The sequence below is a fragment of the Streptomyces sp. NPDC005263 genome (genome assembly GCF_042872365.1).
GTDB lineage: Bacteria > Actinomycetota > Actinomycetes > Streptomycetales > Streptomycetaceae > Streptomyces.
This window is the reverse complement of record NZ_JBIAKJ010000012.1, coordinates 39,179-61,017: the sequence shown is the minus strand read 5'-3', so window position 1 is coordinate 61,017 and position 21,839 is coordinate 39,179. Positions and strand designations below refer to the sequence as shown.

The window sequence follows — 21,839 nt, the reverse complement described above, 5'->3', positions numbered from 1 at the left end:
ACCCTCGCCTAGCATCACTCATCCCCCAGTCTGATCTTGATGTCGGCCTTCTTCGATCCCGGCCTGTAGTAGTCCGCTGTCCACCCGTCGACAGTCTTGGCCTTGCTCCGCAGGAAGTACCGCGCCCCATCCTTCTGATATTCAATGTTGGGCCCCCTTTCGAGGCGGGTCCATCCGTTGCCCTCAAGGTTCTCTCCGAATTCCGTGGGACCGACATCCGTCCGCACATTCCTCATTCGAGCCTTGGGTTCTGTGATGTCCTCGTATTTCGATGAGGTCCGGCAGTTGCTGTTGTGAACAAGTACCGGTGTCGAGCCCGCCTCCACATAGTACGTATGGAGGCTGCCGACAGTGAGGTCGTACGTCGTTGTATTCGCGTGGTACAGGCGGACACCGGTGACCTCGGTTGTGCCGGTCGGGGTCTGGAGGATGTCGCCGGTCTTGAGGTCCTTGGCCTCGACGAAGGCCGACTGGGTCTCGTCGTAGAAGGGGTGGTGGAAGGTCGTCGTCAGGTGGGCGTCCTGTGCGGTCGCTCCGGACGCCGTGCTGACCGCCGCCACCGGCTGCGTCGCCGGCGTCTGACCGTGGCCGCCCGACAGGGCGCCCAGCACCGCCGCCGACGCCGCCAGGCCGAACGCCGCCTTGCGGGCGACCTTCTTGGCCAGCGACTTCGCCCCGGCCTTCGTCTTCACCGGCGCCGTTGTCGCAGAAGCGGCCGCCTTCTCCGTCGTCCCCTTCACCGACACATCCACGAAGTCCCGGTCCGTCCGCGTCACGATCACGTCCGTGACCTTGTGCGACTCGGTACCCGAAGCCCCCGGCACGGAGTTGGCGATCGTGTCGCCCACCCGCACCCGGTCGATGGCCTTCGTCGAACCGTCAGCCATCAGCACCCGGGTCGAACCGGTGAAGCTGTGCGGCATGGTCGGGACGCGGCAGCCCGGTCCGGACTCCCCACCGGCCCCGCCCGCGTCGTCCGAGTGGGACTGTGCCCGGGTTCCGGCTCCCTCCGACTCCGCACGGGACGCCGCCGCCTCCGTGGCATCCGTCGCCGCCGACTCCTCCGCTCCCGCGGCGCCCTTGCCGAAGAGCCCGCCGACGACCTTCATCGCCTTGGGGGCCGCCTTCGCCAGGAGCTTGCCGCCGATCTTGCCCAGGGCGCCGCCGAGCGCGCCGGCCACCGCTCCCGTCACCGCCGCGCCCGCGAAGGCGCCCGCGTCGCAGTCGTCGCCGCCGTTCTCGGCGCAGGCGAAGCCCTGCTCCACCAGGGAACCGACCGCGCCCGCCGCGGCCGCGCAGCCGATCGAGCCGACGCCGCCCGTCAGGGCCTCGCAGCCGGCGAAGACCGCCGTGGAGACCACGAAGGACGTGATCGCGGCCGCGTGGTGCTTGACGTACTTCGCCGTCGTCTTCGCCGCCTTGACGGTGGCGTGGTACGCGGTTCGCGTCGCGTGGGCGACCGCGTGGGCCGCCTTCTTCACGGCGTGCGCGACCTTCTTCGCGGCCTTCTTCACCGTGTGGACCACTCGGTGCACCGCATGGGAGACCTTGTGGTACGCGCTGTGCACCGCGTGGACGACCCTGTGATACGCGCGTCTGACGTGCCGTGCCGTGTAGTGGTAGACGCGGCGCACCACGTGCACCGTGGCGTGGTAGACGTCCCGCACGTGGTGCACGACCTTGCGGGCCGCGTGCTTGACGGCGTGGACGACCTTGCGGGCCACGTGCTTGACCGCGTGGTAGACCTTGTGCGCCGCGTGCTTGACCGCGTGGTGCACCTTGTGCACGGCCTTCTTGGCGCCGCACACCACGTCGTACCAGGAGCAGTTGCCCGACTCGTCGGTGCCGGCGAGGGGGTTGTCGTCGACGTAGGCGAACGGGTTGGCCGAGACGGAGTTCGGCACCGGGTTCAGCGAGATGCTGTCCTTGTTGAGGAAGACGCCGGTGTCCGGGTCGTACCAGCGCGAGGCCGTGCCGACGTCGCCGCTGCCGGGTTCGGTCCAGCCGGACTGGAAGCCGAGGTGGCCCACCAGTGACGCGGTGGACACCACCTTGCCCAGCGGGTCGTACGACGCCGAGCCGCTGAGTGTCGTCGCGCCGGAGGTGAACGTGCCGACCACGTCGTTGTGCTGGTCGGTCAGGGCCAGCACCCCGCTGCCGCCGGTCGGCTTGATGCCGACGCTGCCGCCCGCCGGGTCGTAGGTGTACGTGGCGTCGCCGTCCGACGCGATCGTGTTGCTCGCGCCCGAGTAGGCGAAGGTGCGCGTGGAGTTGTCGGAGTGGTCGGTGTCGGTGATGTTCCGGCCGGTGGCGTCCAGCGTGTAGGACTGGTCGCCCGCCACGATCTGGGCGCCGAAGGCGTCCGTCCGGTACGACACCGTGCCGCCGCCGGTCGACGTCTCCTGCGTCATCGTGCCGCGCGCCGAGTAGCTGTAGGAGTGCGTGCCGTCCGAGGTCAGCTCGTCGCGCTCGTCGTAGGTGTAGACGTCCGCGCCGTTGCGGACCCGGTTGCCGGAGGCGTCGTAGCCGTACGCCGTGGTCTTGGTGCCGTCGTTCCAGGACGTGAGGCGGTTGGCCCAGTCGTAGGTGTAGGTGTTGTCCGACGCGCCGGACACGCCCGTCGTCTTCTTCGACGTCAGGTTGCCGATCTTGTCGTAGTCGTAGGTGAAGCTCGCCAGGGTCGTGGTGCCCTGCGCCAGCACGTCGCTGGTCAGCTCGTGGGAGCTGTTGTAGCCGAAGGTGCGGGTCTGTCCGGTCGAGCCGTACTTGACCGTCTTCAGCGCGTTCAACTGGTTGTAGCTGTACGTCAGTTGCGTGCCGGTCGCCGCGTCGTCCAGGGACGACAGACGGCCGGCCGTGTCGTAGCCGTAGGCCGTCCGGCCGGCGGCGTCGGTGCGGGAGGTCATCGCGCCGTCGTCGTTGTAGGCGAAGCTGGATGAACCCGCCGAGCCCGACGTGGTGAGCACGTCGCCGCGGTCGTCGTAGGTGAACGCGTCGTGCGTGGCGCTCTGGTGGTCCGCCTCTCCGGTGGTGCCCGCCTGGTCGGTGTCCGCGGACAGCACCCGGCCGTCGGCGTCGTAGTCGAAGCTCCGCCTGGCCGTCGCCGCGTCGGCGTCCGCGCCGGACATCGACTTCAGCTGACCGTTCACGTCGTAGGTCAGCGCCGTCGTGACGCCGCCCGGCAGGGTCGCCGACGTCATCTGCCCGTCGGCGTCATAGGCGAAGGTCGTGGTCGAGTCGGCCGCGGAGGTGTACCTCGCGGTGGTCGGCTCGATGATCTTCTCCTGCTGGCCCCACGGCGTGTACGTGTACCGCCAGGAGTTGCCGCGGCCGTCGGTGAAGCGGGTGCGGTTGCCGGCCGCGTCGTAGCCGAAGCTCGTGGTGATCGACGTGGTGGCGTCGACCGGCTGGATCTCCTGCGTGACGGTGCCGGCCGCGTCGTAGGTGAAGCGGCTGGTGTGACCGTTCGCGTCGGTGGCGGCGGTGAGGTTGCCGACGCCGTCGTAACTCTGCGAGGTCTCCCACAGCTTGTTGCCGAGCGCGTCGTAGCCGCGGGTGGCGGCCGGGTCGCCGGAGGCGTTGTAGTCGGTCTGCGTCGTGGTGCCGTCCGCCAGGGTGGTCTTCTGCGGGTTGCCCTCGAAGTCGTACGTGTAGCCGGTGGTGTTGCCCGCCCCGTCGATGACCGAGGTGACGTCGCCGGCCCTGTTGTAGCCGTACGTCGTCGTCACGCCGCCCGGCGAGGTGCTCGACGCGGCGTGCGCGCCGTACGGGTTGCCGGTGGTCACCGCGTAGGAGGTGGTCGACGTCAGCGTCCTCGTCGACGGGTAGCGCTCCAGGGTCGTCTGCGTCAGCTGGCGGCCCAGGTAGTCGTACGTCGCCTGCGCCTGCGCGCCGGTGGCGTCCGTGGAGGACAGTGTCTCGCCGTTGGCGTCGTAGACGGCGTGCGTCTTGGTGCCGTCGGGCGCGGTGATCTGGGCGACGTTGCCCATCTGGTCGTAGAGGTACGAGGTGGTCCTGCCGCCCGGCGTGGTGACCGAGGTCTGGTTGCCCTCGCTGTCGTACGTCCACACGGTGGTGCCCGCGTCGGGTGCCAAGGCGCCCGCCGGGGTGTACGGCGGCAGGGTCTCGGAGACCTTGTCGCCCTCGGCGTCGTACACCGTCGAGGTGACCAGGCCGTTGGGGTCCTGCTCCTCGACGGCCTCGCCGAAGGTGTTGAAGCCGCTGGTGGTGACCGGGCGCACGGTGGCGGCGGTCGTGCCGTCCGGTTCGGCCTGGACGGCGGGCGCGGTGGTGACCGCGAGGTTGCCCGCCTCGTCGTAGGCGTACTCGGTGGTGTGCTGCTCGGCGTCCGTCATGGACGTCGGCAGGCCGCGCTTGTCGTAGGTGTACTTCGTGGTCTGCTCGTCCGAGGAGCCGACCGTGCCGCCGCTGCGGCCCTTGCCGTACAACGAGGAGATCTCGGAGGTCGACAGGGCCCGCTGGTAGGTCTGGACGTTGCCGACCGACCCGTCGACGACGTTGCCGACCGTGCCGTCGGCCTGCTTCGCGCCGCCGATGGACAGCGGCCCGGAGCCCGTCCACGGCGTGGCGTTGGTGGCCGAGCCCGCCTGCGCGCCGTTGACGTACAGCTTCATCGCCCCGGTCGTGGAGTCGAAGACGCCGACCAGATGCGTCCAGGTGTTCAGTGTCGGCGCCGCGGACGCGGAGGCGGTGGCGTAGGTCGGGGAGGCGACGTCCCCGCTGGGAGAGATGAAGCGGTAGACGCCGGTGCTGGAGGCGTACTGCAGGTAGAACGACGATCTCGTGGTGCCGCCCTGCGCCACGAAGGTGCGGTAGGTGGAGGTGTCGGCGAGGTTCACCCACGCCGAGACGGTGTAGGAGGCGCTGGTGTCCAGGACCGGGCTGTCGGTGGCGACGACGTCACCGGTGCCGGTGGCGGAGCCGGCGAACTTGGCCGCGTCGTCCGTCCAGGTCACACCGGGGCCCGCGGTCGCGGTGCTGCCGGTGCCGGAGGAGTCCGTGACCGACCTGCCGGAGGACTGGTTCAGCTTCCACCAGCCCGCCGGGTGACCGGAGGCGTCCCCGTACAGCGTCTCGCTGAGCAGGTTGCCCATGTCGTCGTAGGTGTTGGTGGTGGTGCGGTCGTAGCCGGAGGTGTCGTGGTCGTTCTCGGAGGCGATCTGGTCGTCCGGGGTGTACGACACCGCGGTCACGCGGTCCACGCCGGTCGGGTCGAGTTCGGTGGAGGTGGTGCGGGAGGCCGCGTCGACCTTGTACTTGGTGACCGTCTCGCCGTTGTCGGTGGTGGACTGCTGCAGGTTGCCGGCCGCGTCGTAGGTGTCCGACTCCAGCACGTAGGTGCTCTTGCCGTCGGCGCTGGACCGCTTCACCGTCGCGGTCAGACCGTCGTCGGTGTAGGTGTACGACGTGGTGTTGCCCATGGCGTCGGTGACCGACGCCAGCCGCCCGGCCGGGTCGTAGGCCCGGGAGGACTCGGTCAGCAGGGCCGCCGTCTGCGGGTTGACCGGGTCACCGGTGTACATCAGGCCCTGCGTGAGCAGGTTGCCGTTGTCGTCGTAGGTGTACCGGGTCTCGTTGCCGGCGCTGGTGACCTCCTTGGTCTTGTTGCCGGAGGTGTCGTACGAGTACGTCGTCGTGTTGCCGGCCGGGGCGCCCTCGGCGGCGTTGGCGTCCGCCTCCGTCAGTACGCGGTCGTAGGGGTCGTAGCTCCACGTCTGGGTGCGGGCCTGGTCGCCGCCGCTCGCGTCGGACACGGTCTGCGAGGTGACGTTGCCGTCCTCGTCGTAGACCGAGGTGGTGACGGCGCCGTGCGTGGCGCCGGTGACGCGGTCGGTGAGCTGCGGGTCGTGCTCCTCGACGACCTGACCTGCGGCGTCGTAGGTGTACGACGTCACCAGGCCACCGGGGTAGGTGTCGGAGATCACCTTCTGGCTGAGGACCTGGCCAAGACCGTCGTAGGTGTACGAGGCCTTCAGCCCGACGGCGTCGGTGGTGGCGGCCACGTCGCCGTTCTTGAGGTACGACACCTGGTTGACCGCGCCGCCCGGGCTGACCGTCTTCACCGGCAGGCCCTTGGGCACCACGCCGCCGTCGGCGGACGGATAGGTGCTGGTGCCGTCGCTGTAGACGGTCGTGGTGGTGCGGCCGTCGGGGAAGCCGGGCACGGCCGGGCCGGTGATCGCCGTCTGGTTGCCCGCCGTGTCGTACGTGTACGACGTCAGGTAGGTGGTGTCGGTGGCCGAAGCCGACCGGCCGTCACGCTCGGTCAGCAGCTGGTCGTTGCGCGGGTCGGCGGTGGTCAGCTGGGCGGTGGTGTCGTCCGGGTAGTACGTGTAGTACTCGGTGTTGCACTTGTTCGCGGCCTGGTCCTGGCAGGACGTCGAGGAGACCACGTTGCCGCGCACGTCGTGACCGGTGACGGTCATCGCCCCGTTGGGATCGGTCACCGTGTGCTCGAAACCGGCGGAGTCGTAGCCGAAGCTGGTCTTGTAGCCGAGGCCGTCGGTCTGGGTCAGCGCGCGGTTGCCGTTGGTGACGTCATAGGTGTACGTCAGCGTCGAGTTGGTCGGCGAGGTGACCTTGACCGTCTCCACGGGCAGCAGGCCGGTGGAGTTCTTCGCGGCCTCGTACTGCTGGGCGACGTCCGCCGCGGACAGCTGGGAGCGGTAGAGGGCGACCTCGGCGATGGAGCCCTTGAAGTAGGTCGCGTAGCCGGTGCCGCTGGTCGAGCTGGTGTGGGACTCGTCCGGCCAGTTGCCGCCGTTGAACCCGGCGCCGACGTAGGTGTACGGCTGCCCCGACATCGCGGCGGTGCCGGTCTGCGTGCCGACCAGGGTGCCGTCGAGGTACAGCGTCTGGCTGGTGGCGCCGGCCGACAGCACCACGTGGTGCCACTGACCGTCGGTGACGGCCGCGGCGGAGACGAGGGGCTTGGTGGAGCCGCCGGAGAAGTAGTACTCGCCGTGCAGCTTGCCGCTGCTGCCCACGTACAGCACGGGTGTGTAACTCGTCGTGGTCGTGGCGCCCAGCGGGTCCTTGCTCGCGCCGAGCAGGACGCCGTTCGCGGTCGTGGTCTTGAACCACAGGCTCGTCGACTCCGGACCCGAGCTCGGCACCGAGCCGTTCGGCAGGGTCAGCGTGGAGCTGGTGCCGGAGAAGGTGGCGGCCTTCTGGTCGCTGAAGGGGCCGGCGGTACCGAGCGTCACCGCGCTGTAGGCGCCGTTGCCGCCGCGCACCTGGTCGACGGCCGTGGTCGCGCCCGCGGCCTCGTTCAGCCGGAAGTACTCGGAGGGCGCCCCGCCGAGAACCGCGCCGCGGTAGGTGTCGCTGGAGCCGGCGACGGACGGCGTGCCCATCTTCCACACGCCGCCGTTCTCGTCGGTGAGCTGCGTCAGCGCGGTGGTGTTGGCGTCGTACGACATGGTCGCGTACGTCTTGCCGGACGGCCGGGTGACGGAGGTGAGCAGGCTGGTGCTGTGGGTGCCGTAGGTGTAGAGGGCCTTGACGTCGGCGGCGACCAGCGGGCGGCTGTACCAGCCGGCGTTGGCGATGGAGCCGTTGAAGTAGGTGGCCTTGGCGTCCTTCCCGCTGTTCGGCTCGTCGGGCCAGCTGTCGCCGAGGAAGCCGGTGCCGAGGTAGTTGAAGGACTGGTTCTTGCCGAAGGCGACCGCGCTCTGGATGGAGATGGTGCCGGTGCGCGAGCCCACCTTGGCGCTGTCCAGGTACAGGGTCTGCGAGTTGCCGGCCGCGGACAGCACCACGTGGTGCCACTTGCCGTCGGCCACGGACGCCGAGGACACGATCGGGTTGACGCCGCCGCTGTACCAGAACTCGGCGTTCAGCTTGCCGTCGGTGCCGACGTAGACGGACGGCGTGTAGAAGCCGGCCGCCTGCCCGGAGCCGATCGGCTGGGAGGCGTAGGAGTAGAGCACGCCCGGGCCCGCCGAGGTCTTGAACCACAGCGAGATCGCGCCCGAGTCGGTGTCGTTGCCGAGGTCCTTCGGCAGCGCGATGTCGGAGGAGGTGCCGTTGAAGCCGGCCGCCTTCGCGGAGGAGCCGGTCAGCGGGCCGCTCTGGCCGAGGGTGACGTTCTCGTACGTCGCGTTGGTGGTGCCCTGGTTACCGAGGACCGCGTCCTTGGCGGTGGTGCCGGAGGTCTCCGACAGCGGCCAGAAGGTGTGCGGGTCGAGGTCGAGGGCCGCGTTCTGGTAGCCGGAGCCGGTGGTGTAGCCGTAGGTGGTGCACTTGGTGGCGGACAGCGGCGCGCACACCTTGGTCAGCTGGTCGCCGGTGTAGCCGTAGGTCCACGTCTGCACGGTCGCGGTGTCGCCCGGCGTGACCGGGTCGGTGGCCACGGTCGCCACGTGCGCGGCCAGCGCGCCGGAGGGGGTGTTCCAGGTCAGGTTCAGGGAGCGCCCGGAGACCGCGGAGGCCATCTTGGTGACGTGGCCGCCGGCCCAGGTGAGGTTCACCGAGCGGCCGTTGGCGTCGGTGACCGCGGTCAGGCCGTAGGCGCCGGAGCCCAGGGACTGGGTGAAGGTGTAGACGGTGTCGTCCTTGTCGGTCAGCGTGTAGCCGCCGGTGACCGTCTTGAAGGTGGCGAAGCGTCCGTTGCCGGAGGTGAAGGAGCCGTCGCCGTTCTTGCCGTAGCCGACCTGCGAACCGTCGGGGTAGGTGACCTGGACGCTGGCGACCGCGCCGGAGGCGGTGTACTGCTCGGTGGCCCTGGAGTCGAAGATGCTGGACCAGCCGGAGCCGAAGGCGCCCGTCCAGCGCGGGTCGCGGGAGTTGTAGTCACGGTCGACGTCCAGCGACGGGCCGACGGTGGAGATCGAGGCGTCGGTGTCGGAGGTCGTGTAGTTGCCGATGGCCGCGTCGAAGCCGTGGTCGCTGCTGTTCTGCGACAGGCCGGAGGTGATCACGGTCTGCGGCACCTGCACGGACAGCTCGTACGGCGTGGCCGGCGAGTACAGGTTGGTGGCGGAGTCGTACGCCTGGACGGTCCAGGAGTAGGTCTTGCCCCAGGCGAGCTTGCCGGCGGGCGTGATCCAGTCGCCGGTGGAGACCAGACCGGAGTCGGCGACCTTGGTGCCGCTCGCGTCGTAGACCCGGAACAGGTACTGGTTGGCGCTGCCGCTGGTGGAGTTGGCGCCGCCCGCCCAGGCCGTGAACTCCGGCGTGGTGGTGCCCACCACGGCGTTGTCGGCGGGGAACTGCTCGTACAGCTGCGGGGCGGTGTTGCCGGTGTAGGTGACCTCGATCCACGGGCCCTTGTTCGGGTCGTTGAAGGAGCCGAACTGCTTCCAGTGCAGGTTGTCGCTGGTCGAGGCGTACACCGCCAGGCCGTTGTCGGCGCTCGCGCCGCTGAACCAGCCCTGGATCGCGGACGTCGACAGCGGGACGTTCACCCAGTCGCCGACGCTGCGGTCGGCGCCGGTGTTGGCGCAGGCGTTGGGCACGCTCGGGGTGGCGTTGCCGATCGAGGAGCCCTTGGAGGGGCCCGGGTAGCTGGTGACGGACTCCGGAGTCCAGGCGCTGGTCACCAGGGCGACGTCGAACCGCTCGGGGGTGCAGGTGGCGGCCCAGGTGTCGAACAGGTGCAGGGACGCGGAGGTGACGGTGGCCTTGCTGCCGTCCCAGGCGGTGTCCCAGTGGTTGACGAAGCTGTTGGCCGCGTGGGTGCCGGAGTCGTAGGAGCCGACCTTGACGGTCTGCTCGTAGGAGTGGTCGATGTTGTTGCCGGACCCGGACTCCGCGTAGGTGGTGGTCCAGCCGTCCTGGACGGTCGGGTCGACGGTGACCGGGAAGATGCGCGCACCGCTGTGCAGCCAGGCGCTGTCCAGGGTCACCCGCAGCGCGTAGCCGTCCTCGGTGCGGACCAGTTCGGTGGTGACGTCGTGGGTGGTGGCCGGGTCACCGGAGCGGCGGTTCACCTTCGAGTCGTACGCGTACGCCGGAGGGATGCGCTCGACGGTCTTGCCGGCCGAGTCCCGCAGGTCGATCCAGCCGTTGTCGCGCTGGACGGGCGTGAGGCCCTTGAGGCTGAGGGGGAAGGTCCAGGTGTTGCCGGCGTCCGCGGAGTGCAGGACGACGGACTCCTTGACGCCGGTCGCGGTGGGGGCGACCGCGAGGTCGGTGTCGTCGAGGACGTTCGCGTACGTGACGGTCGAGCCGTCTGCGGTGCCCTGGACGGGGGCGGCGCCCTGCAGGGCGTAGGCGACGCGGTGGTTCTCGTCAGATGTGAGGGAAGCGAGGAGGGGATCGGTGGCGTCGGCGGCGAAGTCGACGGCGAGGGAGTTGGCCTTCTCGTGCCAGCGCCCGTCCGGACCGGCCCGCACGTCGACGTCGATCGGCGCCCATCTCCCCTTGCCGACCTGGTAGTTGACGGGGGTCGGGGATATTCGGCGGGTGACGGAGCCGTCGGCGTTGTCGAAGACGGTCTCATTGCGCGCGGACTTGGCGGCGCTGCGCTTGCTGGTCTTGGCGTTGAAGCGGGCGGCGACGGCGCTGCGTCCCTTGTGCACGGTGGCCTTGTGCGCGTGGTACCCGGGCAGTTCGCCCTTGCCCTTGCCGGGGGCGTGGCCCTTGCCGCGGTGGGCCGCGGTCGCCGAGGCGGGCACCTGGTGGCGGTGGCCGGCGGCCATGCCGGACTGCTGGTGGGGCAGCTTGCCCCAGTGCGGGTCGGTGAACCACGACGCCAGCGAGGCCAGGCTCATGCTCGGCAGCTCGACGCGGCCCAGCTCCCTTCCCTCGGCGACGGCCTGATCGGTCGTCAGCATCAGGACGAGGGTGGTGAGCACGAGCCCGGCGACACCGCGCAGCGCGCGGCGGGTGCGGTGGGGGCGGCGTACGGAGCGCGCGCGATTGGGCGGCCGGTGGGGCAGCACGGCTTGGTCTCCATGTGAAGAGAAATTGACAATAAGCCTGCCGATCTTGCCATATGTGAAGATCTCATGAATGCACGAGAGAGGTGATCTTGCGCAGTTCTTGACTGCACGTCACCGAATCCGACCGCTTTACCGGTGTCTGCACCTTTGCGATTTGGAAGATTCTTTGCCAGCGCCGGAGCGCGCTCGCTGCCCCCAGCCGACACCCGGCCCCGTTCGGCGTCACAAGGGATGCCGCATCCACACGTTCGGCTCGACGTACACGGCGTACCCCCGCTCCGGCTCGCACCGCACCGGCACCAGCGCCCCGGGCACCTCGATGTCGCCCGCCGTGTCGAAGGCCAGTCCGGTCCAGCGGCGCCACTCCTCCAGCGAGCCGGACACCGTCATGGAGGCCGGTGCCACGGACTCGACGGTGGCGCCGGCCCGGGCGTGGACGCGTAGCCACGGGTCGTGCGGGAGCCCGTCGGGGCGTACCCGGTGGGCGTACTCCTCGATCGGGGTGTGCGGTTCCAGGTGCTTGGCGTTGGGGCGGACCGGGGCGACGACCTCGTGGAAGCCCTGGGCCCGGGCGTTGTCGCGCATCGCCGACAGCATGCGTCCGGACAGTCCGCGGCCCTGGAGCCCGGGAGTGACGGTGATGGAGATCGCGCTGACCGTGTCGGGCCGCACGCCGCGGCGCAGGTCGGTGAAGGCCCACAGGAGCACCTGGTCCCAGCCCCGGGCGGGCAGTTCGCGGCGGCCCTCGACCTCGAGGGCGAACGGCACGCTGTGGGCCTGCGCCACGACCTCGCCGCGCGCGTCCTCCGCGAACAGCACGTGCTGCGGCAGTTCCGTGGCGATCCGCCCGAAGTGGGAGTCGGCCACGGCGTCCTGGCTCACGAACTCCGGCCAACTGCTGGCCATCGCGTTGACCCGCTCGTACATGTCCGGGCGTTCGGCGAGGCTCGACACCTTCAGTTCCATACGGTCACCGTAGGTCGGGTGCGGGACGGGGGCATCGGATTTCCCGCGCCCTGATCCCAACGGCCGCTTGTCTTGGGCTGGTTGGTGTCCGCAGATCGTGTCGGCGTAGGTTGGCGGCATGCTGGAGGGGGCGAGGACCACGGGGAAGACACCGGGCAGGACGACCGGGAACGCCACGACGGAGGCCGCATCTGACGCCACGTCGGGGACCACCACCGCGGCGGCGGCGTCGAAGTCGCCGGGACTGGCCCGGTCCTCGTTGCTCATGGCGGCGGGCACCGTCGTGTCGCGGGCGACGGGGCTGATCCGTACGGTGCTCCAGGCCGCGGCGCTCGGCACCGGACTGCTGGCGACCACGTACAACACCGCGAACACCGTGCCCACCAGCCTCTACACGCTGCTCATCGGCGGAGCGCTGAACGCGGTCCTGGTACCGCAGCTGGTCCGGGCCCGCGCCACGCACCCGGACGGCGGGCGGGCCTACGAACAGCGCCTGGTGACGCTCGTCCTGACCGTGCTGGGTGTCGGGACGGCGCTGGCGGTGTGGGCGGCGCCGCAGATCGTCAGCGTGTACGTCCGGGACACACCCGACACCCACCAGTCCTTCGCACTGACGGTGGTCTTCGCCCGGTTCCTGCTGCCGCAGATCTTCTTCTACGGCGTGTTCGCCATCGTCGGTCAAGTCCTCAACGCCCGGGAGAAGTTCGGGGCGATGATGTGGACGCCGGTCCTCAACAACGCCGTACTGATCGGCATGTTCGCCGCCTATCTGGGGCTGATGGGCGCGCCGGGCGGCGTGGGGGACATCACCGCGGGGCAGGTGCGGCTGCTCGGCATCGGGACCACCGCCGGCATCGCCGTGCAGGCCCTGGCGTTGGTTCCGTTCGCCCGGGCCGCCGGGTTCCGGTTCCGGCCGCGGTTCGACTGGCGTGGCACCGGCCTCGGCTCGGGCATCCACGCGGCCAAGTGGACGCTGTTGTTCGTGCTGGCCAACCAGGTCTCCCTGACGGTCGTGACCAACTTCGCCAACAGCGCCGACCAGGAGCTGCCGGATGCGAGCGTCGGCTACACCGCCTACACCTACGCGCAGACCATCTGGATGCTCCCCCAGTCCATCGTCACCGTCTCCCTGGTGACCGCGCTGCTGCCGCGGATGAGCCGGGCCGTGGCCGAGGGCCGGATCGGGGATCTACGGGCGGATCTGTCGCGGGCCCTGCGGGTCAGCGGTGTCGTCATCGTGCCCGCCGGTTTCCTCTTCGTCGCGCTCGGGCCGCAGCTCGCCGCGCTGCTGTTCGCGCACGGAGCCGCCGACCCCGAGCCGCTGGGGCAGATGTTGCAGGCGTTCGGGCTCGGTCTGATTCCGTTCTCCGCGCAGTATCTGCTGCTGCGGGGTTTCTACGCCTTCGAGGACACCCGTACTCCGTTCCTCATGGCCTGCTGGATCGCCGCGGTGAACATCGCTCTGGCCACGGTGTGCCAGGTGGTGCTGCCCGTGCGGTGGGCGGTGACCGGCATGGCCGGCGCCTACGCGCTGTCGTACCTGGCCGGACTCACCCTGACCGCACGGCTGCTGCGCCGCAAGGTCGGTGGCCGTCTCGACGACGGGGCCCTGCGTCGCAGCTACGCGAAGCTGCTGTGCGCCGCCGGTCTCGCCGCCGCGCTGGGCTGGGCCGCCGCGCACGCGTGTGCTGCCTCCACCGATCCGGGCACCTGGTCCACCGCGCTCGCCCTCGTGGCGGGGACGGTCACCATGGCACTGGCCTACCTCGGTCTGGCCCGCCTGCTGCGGGTCAGTGAGCTGCGGCGGCTGCCCGGCCTGCGGTGAGTGTCACCGGCCGACCGCCGAAGCCCGCGGCACCGCACCCGTGGTCGCGCGGTCGTCGTCTCACCCGTCGCACTGCTTCAGCATCATCTGCCGGTCCGGTGCGGTCACCGGCAGCTCGTACTTGACGGCGACCTGCGCGAAGCGGACGACGTAGGCGCACCGGATCTGCTTGCTCGGCGGGAGCCAGGACGCGGGGCCGGAGTCACCCTTGGACGAGTTCGCGCGGCCCTCGGCGGGGATGAGGTTGAGCGGGTCGTTGGCCAGTTGTTTGCGTTTCTCCTCCGACCAGCGCGAGGAGCCCATCTGCCAGCTGTAGGAGAGCGGCACCACGTGGTCTATCTGCACCTCGGTGGCCTTCTGCTTGCGCCACTGGATGGTCGTACCGGTGTACGGGTCGTGCAGGGTCATGGCGACGACCACGCAGTCGGAGCCGGAGCGGAAACGCAGACTCCGGCCGTCGCGTTTGAGGAGGTCGTTGCGGGTGTCGCAGCCGTTCCTCGCCAGGGGCACCCCGTCGGCCGTGTCCATCCAGGCGTAGCCGAACTCGTCCCGGTCGTAGCCCGTCTTGGGGCCGCGGCCCTTGGTGCGCAGGCTCTCGATGAGCTTGCGGGCGGTGGCCTCGTCGGTGTCGCCGGCGACGGGTGCCAGGCCCGGCTTCGTGCCGTCCGGATTCTTCAGTGGGCTGACGGATCGCCCGTCCGGCGCGGGTGCCGGCGCGCCGCTCTCCGGTGTGGGGCCACTCGTGTCGAGGCCTTCGCATCCGGCGACCAGCGTCACGGCGGCGCACGCGGCCAGTCCGGTCATGACGGCGGAACGCGGCCCGCCCCTCAGACGCATCATGATGCGCCCCTCCCCTGCCTTCCGGTTCCGCCTCCGCACGGGCGGTTCTCGGTGATTCACGGTAGCGGCCAAGAGGTCCAGACCATACCGGGCCTAAATGGGCATTCCTCAGGTGTCGGGCGTATCGTCGACTGCGAGTCGTCTCCGGAAGGAGCTCCGGATGGGCATCTTCGACAGATTCAAGAGCCAGGCGAAGGGCAGCAAGGGCAAGGACATGTCCGACGCCGCGGAACGCAAGACCAACGAGAAGACGGGCAACAAGTACGAGCGCCAGGTCGACGACGCGCAGCAGCGCATCGAGGACCAGGCAGGCATGGATCGCGACCGGCCCGAGCAGCCGTAGGGACGGGGAGACTCAACGGGCGCCATGGCGACTGTCCTCGCCGGAGACGGCGGCTGACCGGTCCACGCATCCACCACGGATGGGAGGCCGCCCGCGGAGGCTCACCTCCTGCGGGCGGCTTCGCCGTTCACGCCTTCCCGATTCCCAGCACGCGGCACCCGCCCACCCACGCTGTTCCGCGCCCTCTGACGTCCCTGAGCGGCCGCACTTGACCTTGACACCGGCGGCAGGGTTCGACCATCACCCCCATGAACACCAACACGCCGCCGAGCAACCCCGATGGCAGCCCCAACCCGCCTCGAACCGTCCTCGTCACCGGCGCCGGCACCGGAATCGGCCGGGCCACCGCCCGCGCCTTCGCCGCGCAGGGCGCGCACGTCGTCGCCGTGGGCCGACGCGAGGCGCCGCTCGCGGAGACCGCCGCGTACGACGAAGCCCGCATCACTCCGCTCGCCATGGACATCACGGCCGACAACGGCCCCGAGACGATCGTCCGTGCGGCGCGGGAGCGATACGGCCGTCTCGACGTCCTGGTCAACAACGCCGCGATCATTACCACCGAGTCCCTGCGCACGTACACGCGCGGGTCGGCGCACGCCCAGCTCGCGACGAACCTGGTCGCCCCCGTACTGCTCACCCAGGCCGCGCTCCCAGCGCTGGAGGAGTGCCGCGGTGTCATCGTGAACGTGACGACGTCGGTCGGCCAGCGCGGCTGGCCCGGCAACTCTCTGTACGCGGCGGGGAAGACGGCCCTGGAGACACTCACCCGCAGCTGGGGGGTGGAACTGGCCCCGCACGGCATCCGCGTCGCCGCCGTGGCCCCCGGCGCCATCGAGACCCCGATCGCGGACCACTCCGGCTACACGCCCGAGCAGCGTGCCGCGATCCGTAAGTGGCAGCTCGACCACACCCCACTCGGCCGGGTGGGCCGTCCCGAGGAAGTCGCCTGGTCGATCATCCAACTCGCCTCGCCCCAGGCCTCGTTCATCACCGGAGTGGTCCTGCCGGTGGACGGCGGAGCCGTCGTCACATGAGACTGGCCGTCATGTCACAGCCCCTCCCACAGCCCCGCATGCGGATGCGGATCGGTGAGCTGGCCGGGGAGACCGGCACGACACCGCGCGCCCTGCGCCACTACGAGCAGGCGGGGCTCATCACCTCCGAGCGTGCCGCGAACGGCTATCGGCTCTACGTTCCCGCCACGACCGTCCGCGTCCGCAACATCCGCCGCCTCCTGGACGCCGGCCTCACCCTCGACGACGTACAGGTGTTCCTGTCCTGCCTGGACGGCGATGTCACCGCCGGGCCGCCCTCCGACCAGGCCCTGCGCGTCGTCGCCGAGCGCCTCGCCGTGCTGGAGCAGCGCATCGCCGCCCAGACCGCCGTACGCGACAGGCTGACGGCGGCGCTGCGCCAGGCCACCGGCGCACGGGCACGTCCGGTGGCCTGATCTCCTTGCGAGGGATGCCTCCGCCCCAGGGCAGGAAACCTACGTCCCAGACCAGGAAACCTACGTCCCAGGCCAGGGAGTCCAGCCCTACGACCCCAGGATCGACGTCAGGAACTCCCCCACCCAGCCGAGCAGTTCCCGCCCGACCAGCGGCTTGCCGCCGACCTTCGCGGTCTTCGGGCGGGGGACCAGCACCTGGTGTGCGGCCGGTTTGATGACGGTGCCCGGGTACAGGCGCTTGAGCCTGAGTTCCTGGGACTCGCGCAACTCGACCGCCGCGAAGCGGATGTTGGTGCCCTGCAGGACGATCTCGCCGACGCCGCACGCACGGGCCAGCATCCGCAGGCCCGCCACCAGAAGCAGGTTCTCCACCGGTTCGGGCAGCTTGCCGTAGCGGTCGACGAGTTCCTCGCGTACGGCCTTGACGTCCTCCTCGGAGTTGACCGAGGCGATCGACCGGTACGCCTGGAGGCGCAGCCGCTCGCCGGGGGCGTAGTCGTGCGGGACGTGCGCGTCGACCGGGAGCTCGATCTTGACCTCCAGCGGCGGCTCCTCCTCCACACCGCCCTCCAGGGAGGCGCGGTAGTCCGCGACCGCCTCGCCGACCATGCGCACGTACAGGTCGAAGCCGACGCCCGCGATGTGGCCGGACTGTTCGCCGCCCAGCAGGTTGCCCGCGCCGCGGATCTCCAGGTCCTTCATCGCCACGTACATGCCCGCGCCCATCTCCGTGTGCTGGGCGATGGTCGCGAGCCGTTCGTGCGCGGTCTCGGTCAGCGGCTTCTCCGGCGGGTAGAGGAAGTACGCGTACCCCCGCTCGCGGCCTCGGCCGACGCGGCCCCGCAGCTGGTGCAGCTGGGAGAGGCCGAAGTTGTCGCCGCGCTCCACGATCAGGGTGTTCGCGTTGGAGATGTCGATCCCGGACTCGACGATCGTGGTCGAGACGAGGACATCGAACTTCTTCTCCCAGAAGTCGACCACCACCTGCTCCAGGGCCGTTTCCGACATCTGGCCGTGGGCGGTCGCGATGCGGGCCTCGGGGACGATCTCGCGCAGGCGGGCCGCGGCGCGGTCGATCGACTCCACCCGGTTGTGGATGTAGAAGACCTGGCCCTCGCGCAGCAGCTCACGCCGGATGGCCGCGCCGATCTGCCGCTCCTCGTACGGTCCGACGAAGGTCAGCACGGGGTGCCGCTCCTCCGGCGGGGTGGTGATGGTGGACATCTCGCGGATGCCGGTGACCGCCATCTCCAGGGTCCTGGGGATCGGGGTGGCGGACATGGTGAGGACGTCCACGTTGGCGCGGAGCTTCTTCAGCTGCTCCTTGTGCTCGACGCCGAAGCGCTGCTCCTCGTCGACGATGACCAGGCCGAGGTCCTTGAACTTGGTCTCCGAGGAGAACAGGCGGTGGGTGCCGATGACGATGTCCACCGAGCTGTCCTTGAGGCCCTCCAGGACAGCCTTCGCCTCCGTGTCGGTCTGGAAACGGGAAAGGGCCTTCACGTTCACGGGGAACTGCGAGTAGCGCTCGGAGAACGTCCCGAAGTGCTGCTGGACCAGCAGGGTCGTCGGGACCAGCACGGCGACCTGCTTGCCGTCCTGGACGGCCTTGAAGGCGGCCCTGACCGCGATCTCCGTCTTGCCGTAGCCGACGTCGCCGCAGATCAGGCGGTCCATCGGGACCGTCTTCTCCATGTCCTCCTTGACCTCGGCGATGGTGGTGAGCTGGTCGGGGGTCTCCGCGTACGGGAAGGCGTCCTCCAGCTCGCGCTGCCAGGGGGTGTCCGCCGCGAAGGCGTGCCCGGGGGCGGCCATCCGCGCGCTGTACAGCCTGATCAGGTCGGCCGCGATCTCCTTGACGGCCTTCTTCGCGCGGGCCTTCGTCTTCGTCCAGTCGGCGCCGCCCAGCCGGTGCAGGGTGGGGGCCTCGCCGCCGACGTACTTGGTGATCTGCTCCAGCTGGTCGGTGGGGATGTAGAGGCGGTCGCCGGGCTGCCCGCGCTTGGCGGGGGCGTACTCCACGACCAGGTACTCGCGGGTCGCGCCCTGCACGGTCCGCTGCACCATCTCGATGTAGCGGCCCACGCCGTGGTTCTCGTGGACGATGTAGTCGCCCGCTTCCAGGGTGAGCGGGTCGATGGTCTTGCGGCGGCGGGCGGGCATCCGGGCGCCGTCCTTGCCGGCCGCCTTCTGGCCGGACAGGTCGGTCTCAGTCAGGACGGCCAGCTTCAGCGCCGGGTCCACGAAGCCGTACTCGATCGAACCGCACGCCACGTGCACGACGGACGGCTCGATCTGCCCGAGTTCCGCGTCCAGGCGGGCCGCGATGCCCTCGCCGCCGAGCACCTCCACGGTGCGGGCGGCCGGGCCGTGCGCCTCGGTCACGAAGACCGTGCGCCAGCCGTCGGCCAGCCAGCCCTTGGTGTCGGCGAGAGCCTTGGCGGTGTCGCCGCGGTAGGTCTCCGGGGCGTGCATGCCCAGCTTCAGGGTGTCCCCGTCCGGGACGTCCAGTTCGAGGTCTGCCGCGAACGGCGACACCGACCACCACATCATGTCCAGCTCGCGCGCCCGGTCCCGGATGTCCGCGATGGACCACAGGGAGGCCGCGCCGACGTCGATGGGGGCCTCGCCGCCGCCGGCGGTGGCCGCCCAGGACGCCTGCAGGAACTCCTGGCTGGTGGCCACGAGGTCCGCGGCGCGGGTGCGGACCCGTTCCGGATCGCAGACGACGGCCATGGCGCCCTTGGGCAGCACGTCGAGGAGGAGTTCCATGTCGTCCACCAGGACGGGTGCCAGGGACTCCATGCCCTCGACCGCGATCCCCTCGGCGATCTTGCCGAGCAGTTCGCCGAGCTCCGGGTGCTGTTCGGCGAGGTCCCGCGCGCGGGCGCGGACGTCGTCGGTCAGCAGGAGTTCGCGGCAGGGCGGGGCCCACAGGCCGTGTTCGGCGATCTCCAGGGAGCGCTGGTCGGCGACCTTGAAGTAGCGGATCTCCTCCACCTCGTCGCCCCAGAACTCGATGCGCAGGGGGTGTTCCTCGGTGGGCGGGAACACATCGAGGATGCCTCCGCGGACGGCGAACTCGCCGCGCTTCTCGACCAGCTCCACGCGGGCGTACGCGGCGGCGGCGAGGGCCTCGACGACCTGGCCGAGGTCGGCGGTCCGACCGGTCCTCAAAGCGACCGGTTCCAGGTCACCGAGGCCCTTGACCTGCGGCTGGAGCACGGAGCGTACGGGCGCCACGACGACGGAGACCGGGCCGGTGTCGGGGTCGTCGGGGCGGGGGTGGGCGAGGCGGCGCAGCACGGCCAGGCGGCGGCCCACGGTGTCGCTGCGGGGGCTGAGGCGCTCGTGCGGGAGGGTCTCCCAGGACGGGAAGTCCACGACGCCCTCCGGGGGGAGCAGCGAGCGCAGGGCGGCGGCGAGGTCCTCCGCCTCACGGCCGGTCGCCGTCACCGCGAGGACCGGGCGGCCGGACTCGCGGGCCAGGGCGGCGACCGCGAGGGGGCGGGCCGCGGGGGGGCCTACCAGGTCGACGTGCATGCGGTTGCCGTCTGCGGCCGCGGTGATCGCTTCCGCGAGGGCGGTGTCCTTGACGACGGCGTCGAGCAGACCGTGCAGGCTCATTCGGGGGCGGCTTTCGTCCGGGGGTGGGCAACGCGAATCGCCCGACGCGAGTTAGGGGCCGGGGGGTATCCAGCGTACGACGGCGCCAGCGCGGGCGTCGGGGGCTGTGGACAACCTTCGGGGTGGGTGGGTTTCTCGCCCCCGCCGCCCCTGCCCGTCCCGTCCTCCAGGGGCGCTGCCCCTTCGACCCCGCCTGGGGCTGTGCCCCAGACCCCCTGCTGCCTGAACGGCCTTGTCCTCAAACGCCGGACGGGCTGAAATGCGGACCGGCTCGCCCCAGACCCCCTCGGTCTTAACGGCTTGTCCTCAAACGCCGGACGGGCTGAGAGGGTCGCACTCACGCCCAGTAACCTTCTGCCCACACCCCGCCCCGATTCATGAGGCCACTATGCCGGTTCCCGCACTGCCGTCCGTGTCCCCGCAGCCCCTCATAGCGGAGCCGGTCCCGCATCCCCCGCGTGACCGGCTTGTTGCTCCCTCCCGGCGGGATCCGTGGCTGTTGGCCGGGGTGCTCTTCCTCGGGTACGCGGCCGTGTCGCTGAGCCGGTACCGGCATATGACCAGCCGGTCCTGGGACCTGGGGATCTTCGAGCAGGCGGTCCGGGCGTACGCGCATCTGCGGGTGCCGGTCGCGGATCTCAAGGGGCCGGGGTCCGACATCCTGGGCGACCACTTCAGCCCGGTGACCGCGCTGCTCGCCCCGGTGTACCGGCTCTTCCCGTCCCCCGTGACCCTCCTTGTGGCGCAGGCCGCCCTGTTCGCGGTGTCCGCGGTGCCGGTCACCCGGGCCGCCGGGGCGCTGCTGGGGCGGCGGCGGGGGCTCGCGCTCGGGCTCGCGTACGGGCTGTCCTGGGGGCTTCAGCGGGCGGTCGACTTCGACTTCCACGAGATCTGCTTCGCGGTCCCGCTGATCGCCTGGTCCCTGGAGGCCGTGCTCGCCGGGCGGTGGTGGCGCGCCCTGTGCTGGGCCGTTCCGCTCGTCCTGGTGAAGGAGGACCTGGGGGTGACGCTGGCGGCGATCGCGGTGGTGGTCGCGATACGCGCCCGGCCTACGTCCTCGCGAACCGCGTGGTACGCGCTCGGGGTCGCCGTACTCGGGCTGGCCGCCAGCGTCCTCACGCTCACCCTGGTCATACCGGCCTTCAACACCACCGGGGCGTACGGCTACTGGGACAAGGTCGGCGGCTCGGGCGGCGGCGGTCCCTTCGACGGCCTCGACACGAAACTCCGTACGCTCGGCTGGCTGTTGATCCCCACCAGTGGACTGCTCGCCCTGCGTTCCCCGCTCCTCCTGGTCGCCGTGCCGACGCTGGGCTGGCGGTTCCTGTCCTCCGACTCGAACTACTGGGGCACGGACTGGCACTACAGCGCCGTCCTCATGCCGGTCGTCACCCTCGCGCTCGCCGACGCCCTGGCCGCCGTACGGTACAGCCCGCGTCCCCGGCTGCGGTCGTACGCCCATCACCTGCCCACCGCCGTCGTCGCGGCCGCGCTGGCGCTGACCACCAGCCTGCCGTTGTCCGCGTTGACCGAGTCGGACGCCTATCGCAAGCCGGCCGGGGTGAAGGCCGTCGAGCGGATGCTGGCGCGGATTCCGGACGGGGCGAGCGTGGAGGCGAACATCGGTCCGATCAGCCGGCTCACCTCGCGGTGCCGGGTGTTCTGGGTCGGCAACACCCGCGGGATCAACCCGGACTTCATCGCCGTGGACAACAACAGGAAGTGGCTGAAAGACGTCGACGACTACGCCCGGAAGCTGCACCCCCACGCGACCTACACCGTCGAGGACGCCACCCACGGGTACATCCTGATGAAGCGGGAGACCGCGGGCGGACCGTGACGTGCCGTCGGGCCCGGCGCCGGAGGCAGCAACCTCCCACA

The 21,839-nt window shown here is 70.4% G+C and carries 9 protein-coding genes; 5 read left to right on the top strand and 4 right to left on the bottom strand.

Going from position 1 to position 21,839, the window contains the following annotated elements; all coding sequences use genetic code 11:
- Positions 1-14: 14 nt before the first annotated feature.
- Both ACFYRY_RS37780 and ACFYRY_RS37775 read right to left on the bottom strand, forming a co-directional pair.
- Complete coding sequence (locus ACFYRY_RS37780; RefSeq protein WP_389156381.1) at positions 15-10,907, bottom strand: LamG-like jellyroll fold domain-containing protein; 10,893 nt, start codon at positions 10,905-10,907, stop codon at positions 15-17.
- Between the two features lie 222 nt (positions 10,908-11,129).
- Positions 11,130-11,873 carry an N-acetyltransferase gene (locus tag ACFYRY_RS37775; protein ID WP_389156708.1) on the bottom strand — a complete coding sequence of 248 codons (744 nt, stop codon included), beginning with the start codon at positions 11,871-11,873 and terminating at the stop codon, positions 11,130-11,132.
- Positions 11,874-12,138: 265 nt separating this feature from the next.
- Between ACFYRY_RS37775 and murJ the strand changes: the two genes are divergently transcribed.
- A complete protein-coding gene (gene murJ / locus ACFYRY_RS37770) occupies positions 12,139-13,698 on the top strand; it encodes a murein biosynthesis integral membrane protein MurJ (RefSeq protein ID WP_389156378.1) in 1,560 nt (519 codons plus the stop codon).
- A gap of 60 nt (positions 13,699-13,758) precedes the next feature.
- Here the strand turns inward: murJ and ACFYRY_RS37765 are convergent, their stop codons facing one another.
- The gene (locus ACFYRY_RS37765; protein ID WP_389156705.1) at positions 13,759-14,535 is read right to left on the bottom strand and encodes an HNH endonuclease family protein; all 777 of its coding nucleotides are present in this window, start codon (positions 14,533-14,535) and stop codon (positions 13,759-13,761) included.
- Positions 14,536-14,698: 163 nt separating this feature from the next.
- Between ACFYRY_RS37765 and ACFYRY_RS37760 the strand changes: the two genes are divergently transcribed.
- The 3 genes from ACFYRY_RS37760 (at position 14,699) to ACFYRY_RS37750 (ending at position 16,331) form a co-directional block, all read left to right on the top strand.
- Positions 14,699-14,881, top strand: a complete 183-nt coding sequence (locus ACFYRY_RS37760) for an antitoxin (RefSeq protein ID WP_389156375.1) — start codon at positions 14,699-14,701, stop codon at positions 14,879-14,881.
- A 248-nt stretch (positions 14,882-15,129) separates the two neighbouring features.
- On the top strand, positions 15,130-15,915 hold the full coding sequence (locus ACFYRY_RS37755; protein ID WP_389156372.1) for an SDR family NAD(P)-dependent oxidoreductase: 786 nt from the start codon (positions 15,130-15,132) through the stop codon (positions 15,913-15,915).
- A 44-nt stretch (positions 15,916-15,959) separates the two neighbouring features.
- The gene (locus tag ACFYRY_RS37750; RefSeq protein WP_389156702.1) at positions 15,960-16,331 is read left to right on the top strand and encodes a MerR family transcriptional regulator; all 372 of its coding nucleotides are present in this window, start codon (positions 15,960-15,962) and stop codon (positions 16,329-16,331) included.
- A gap of 87 nt (positions 16,332-16,418) precedes the next feature.
- On the opposite strand, the gene mfd is transcribed toward ACFYRY_RS37750, so the two are convergent.
- Positions 16,419-19,958: a transcription-repair coupling factor gene (gene mfd, locus ACFYRY_RS37745; RefSeq protein WP_389156369.1), complete on the bottom strand. Its 3,540-nt coding sequence runs from the start codon at positions 19,956-19,958 to the stop codon at positions 16,419-16,421.
- A gap of 388 nt (positions 19,959-20,346) precedes the next feature.
- Here mfd and ACFYRY_RS37740 point away from each other — a divergent pair, with 388 nt between their 5' ends.
- Entirely contained in the window at positions 20,347-21,798 is a 1,452-nt protein-coding gene (locus tag ACFYRY_RS37740) for a DUF2079 domain-containing protein (RefSeq protein ID WP_389156367.1), read from the top strand.
- Positions 21,799-21,839: the final 41 nt, after the last annotated feature.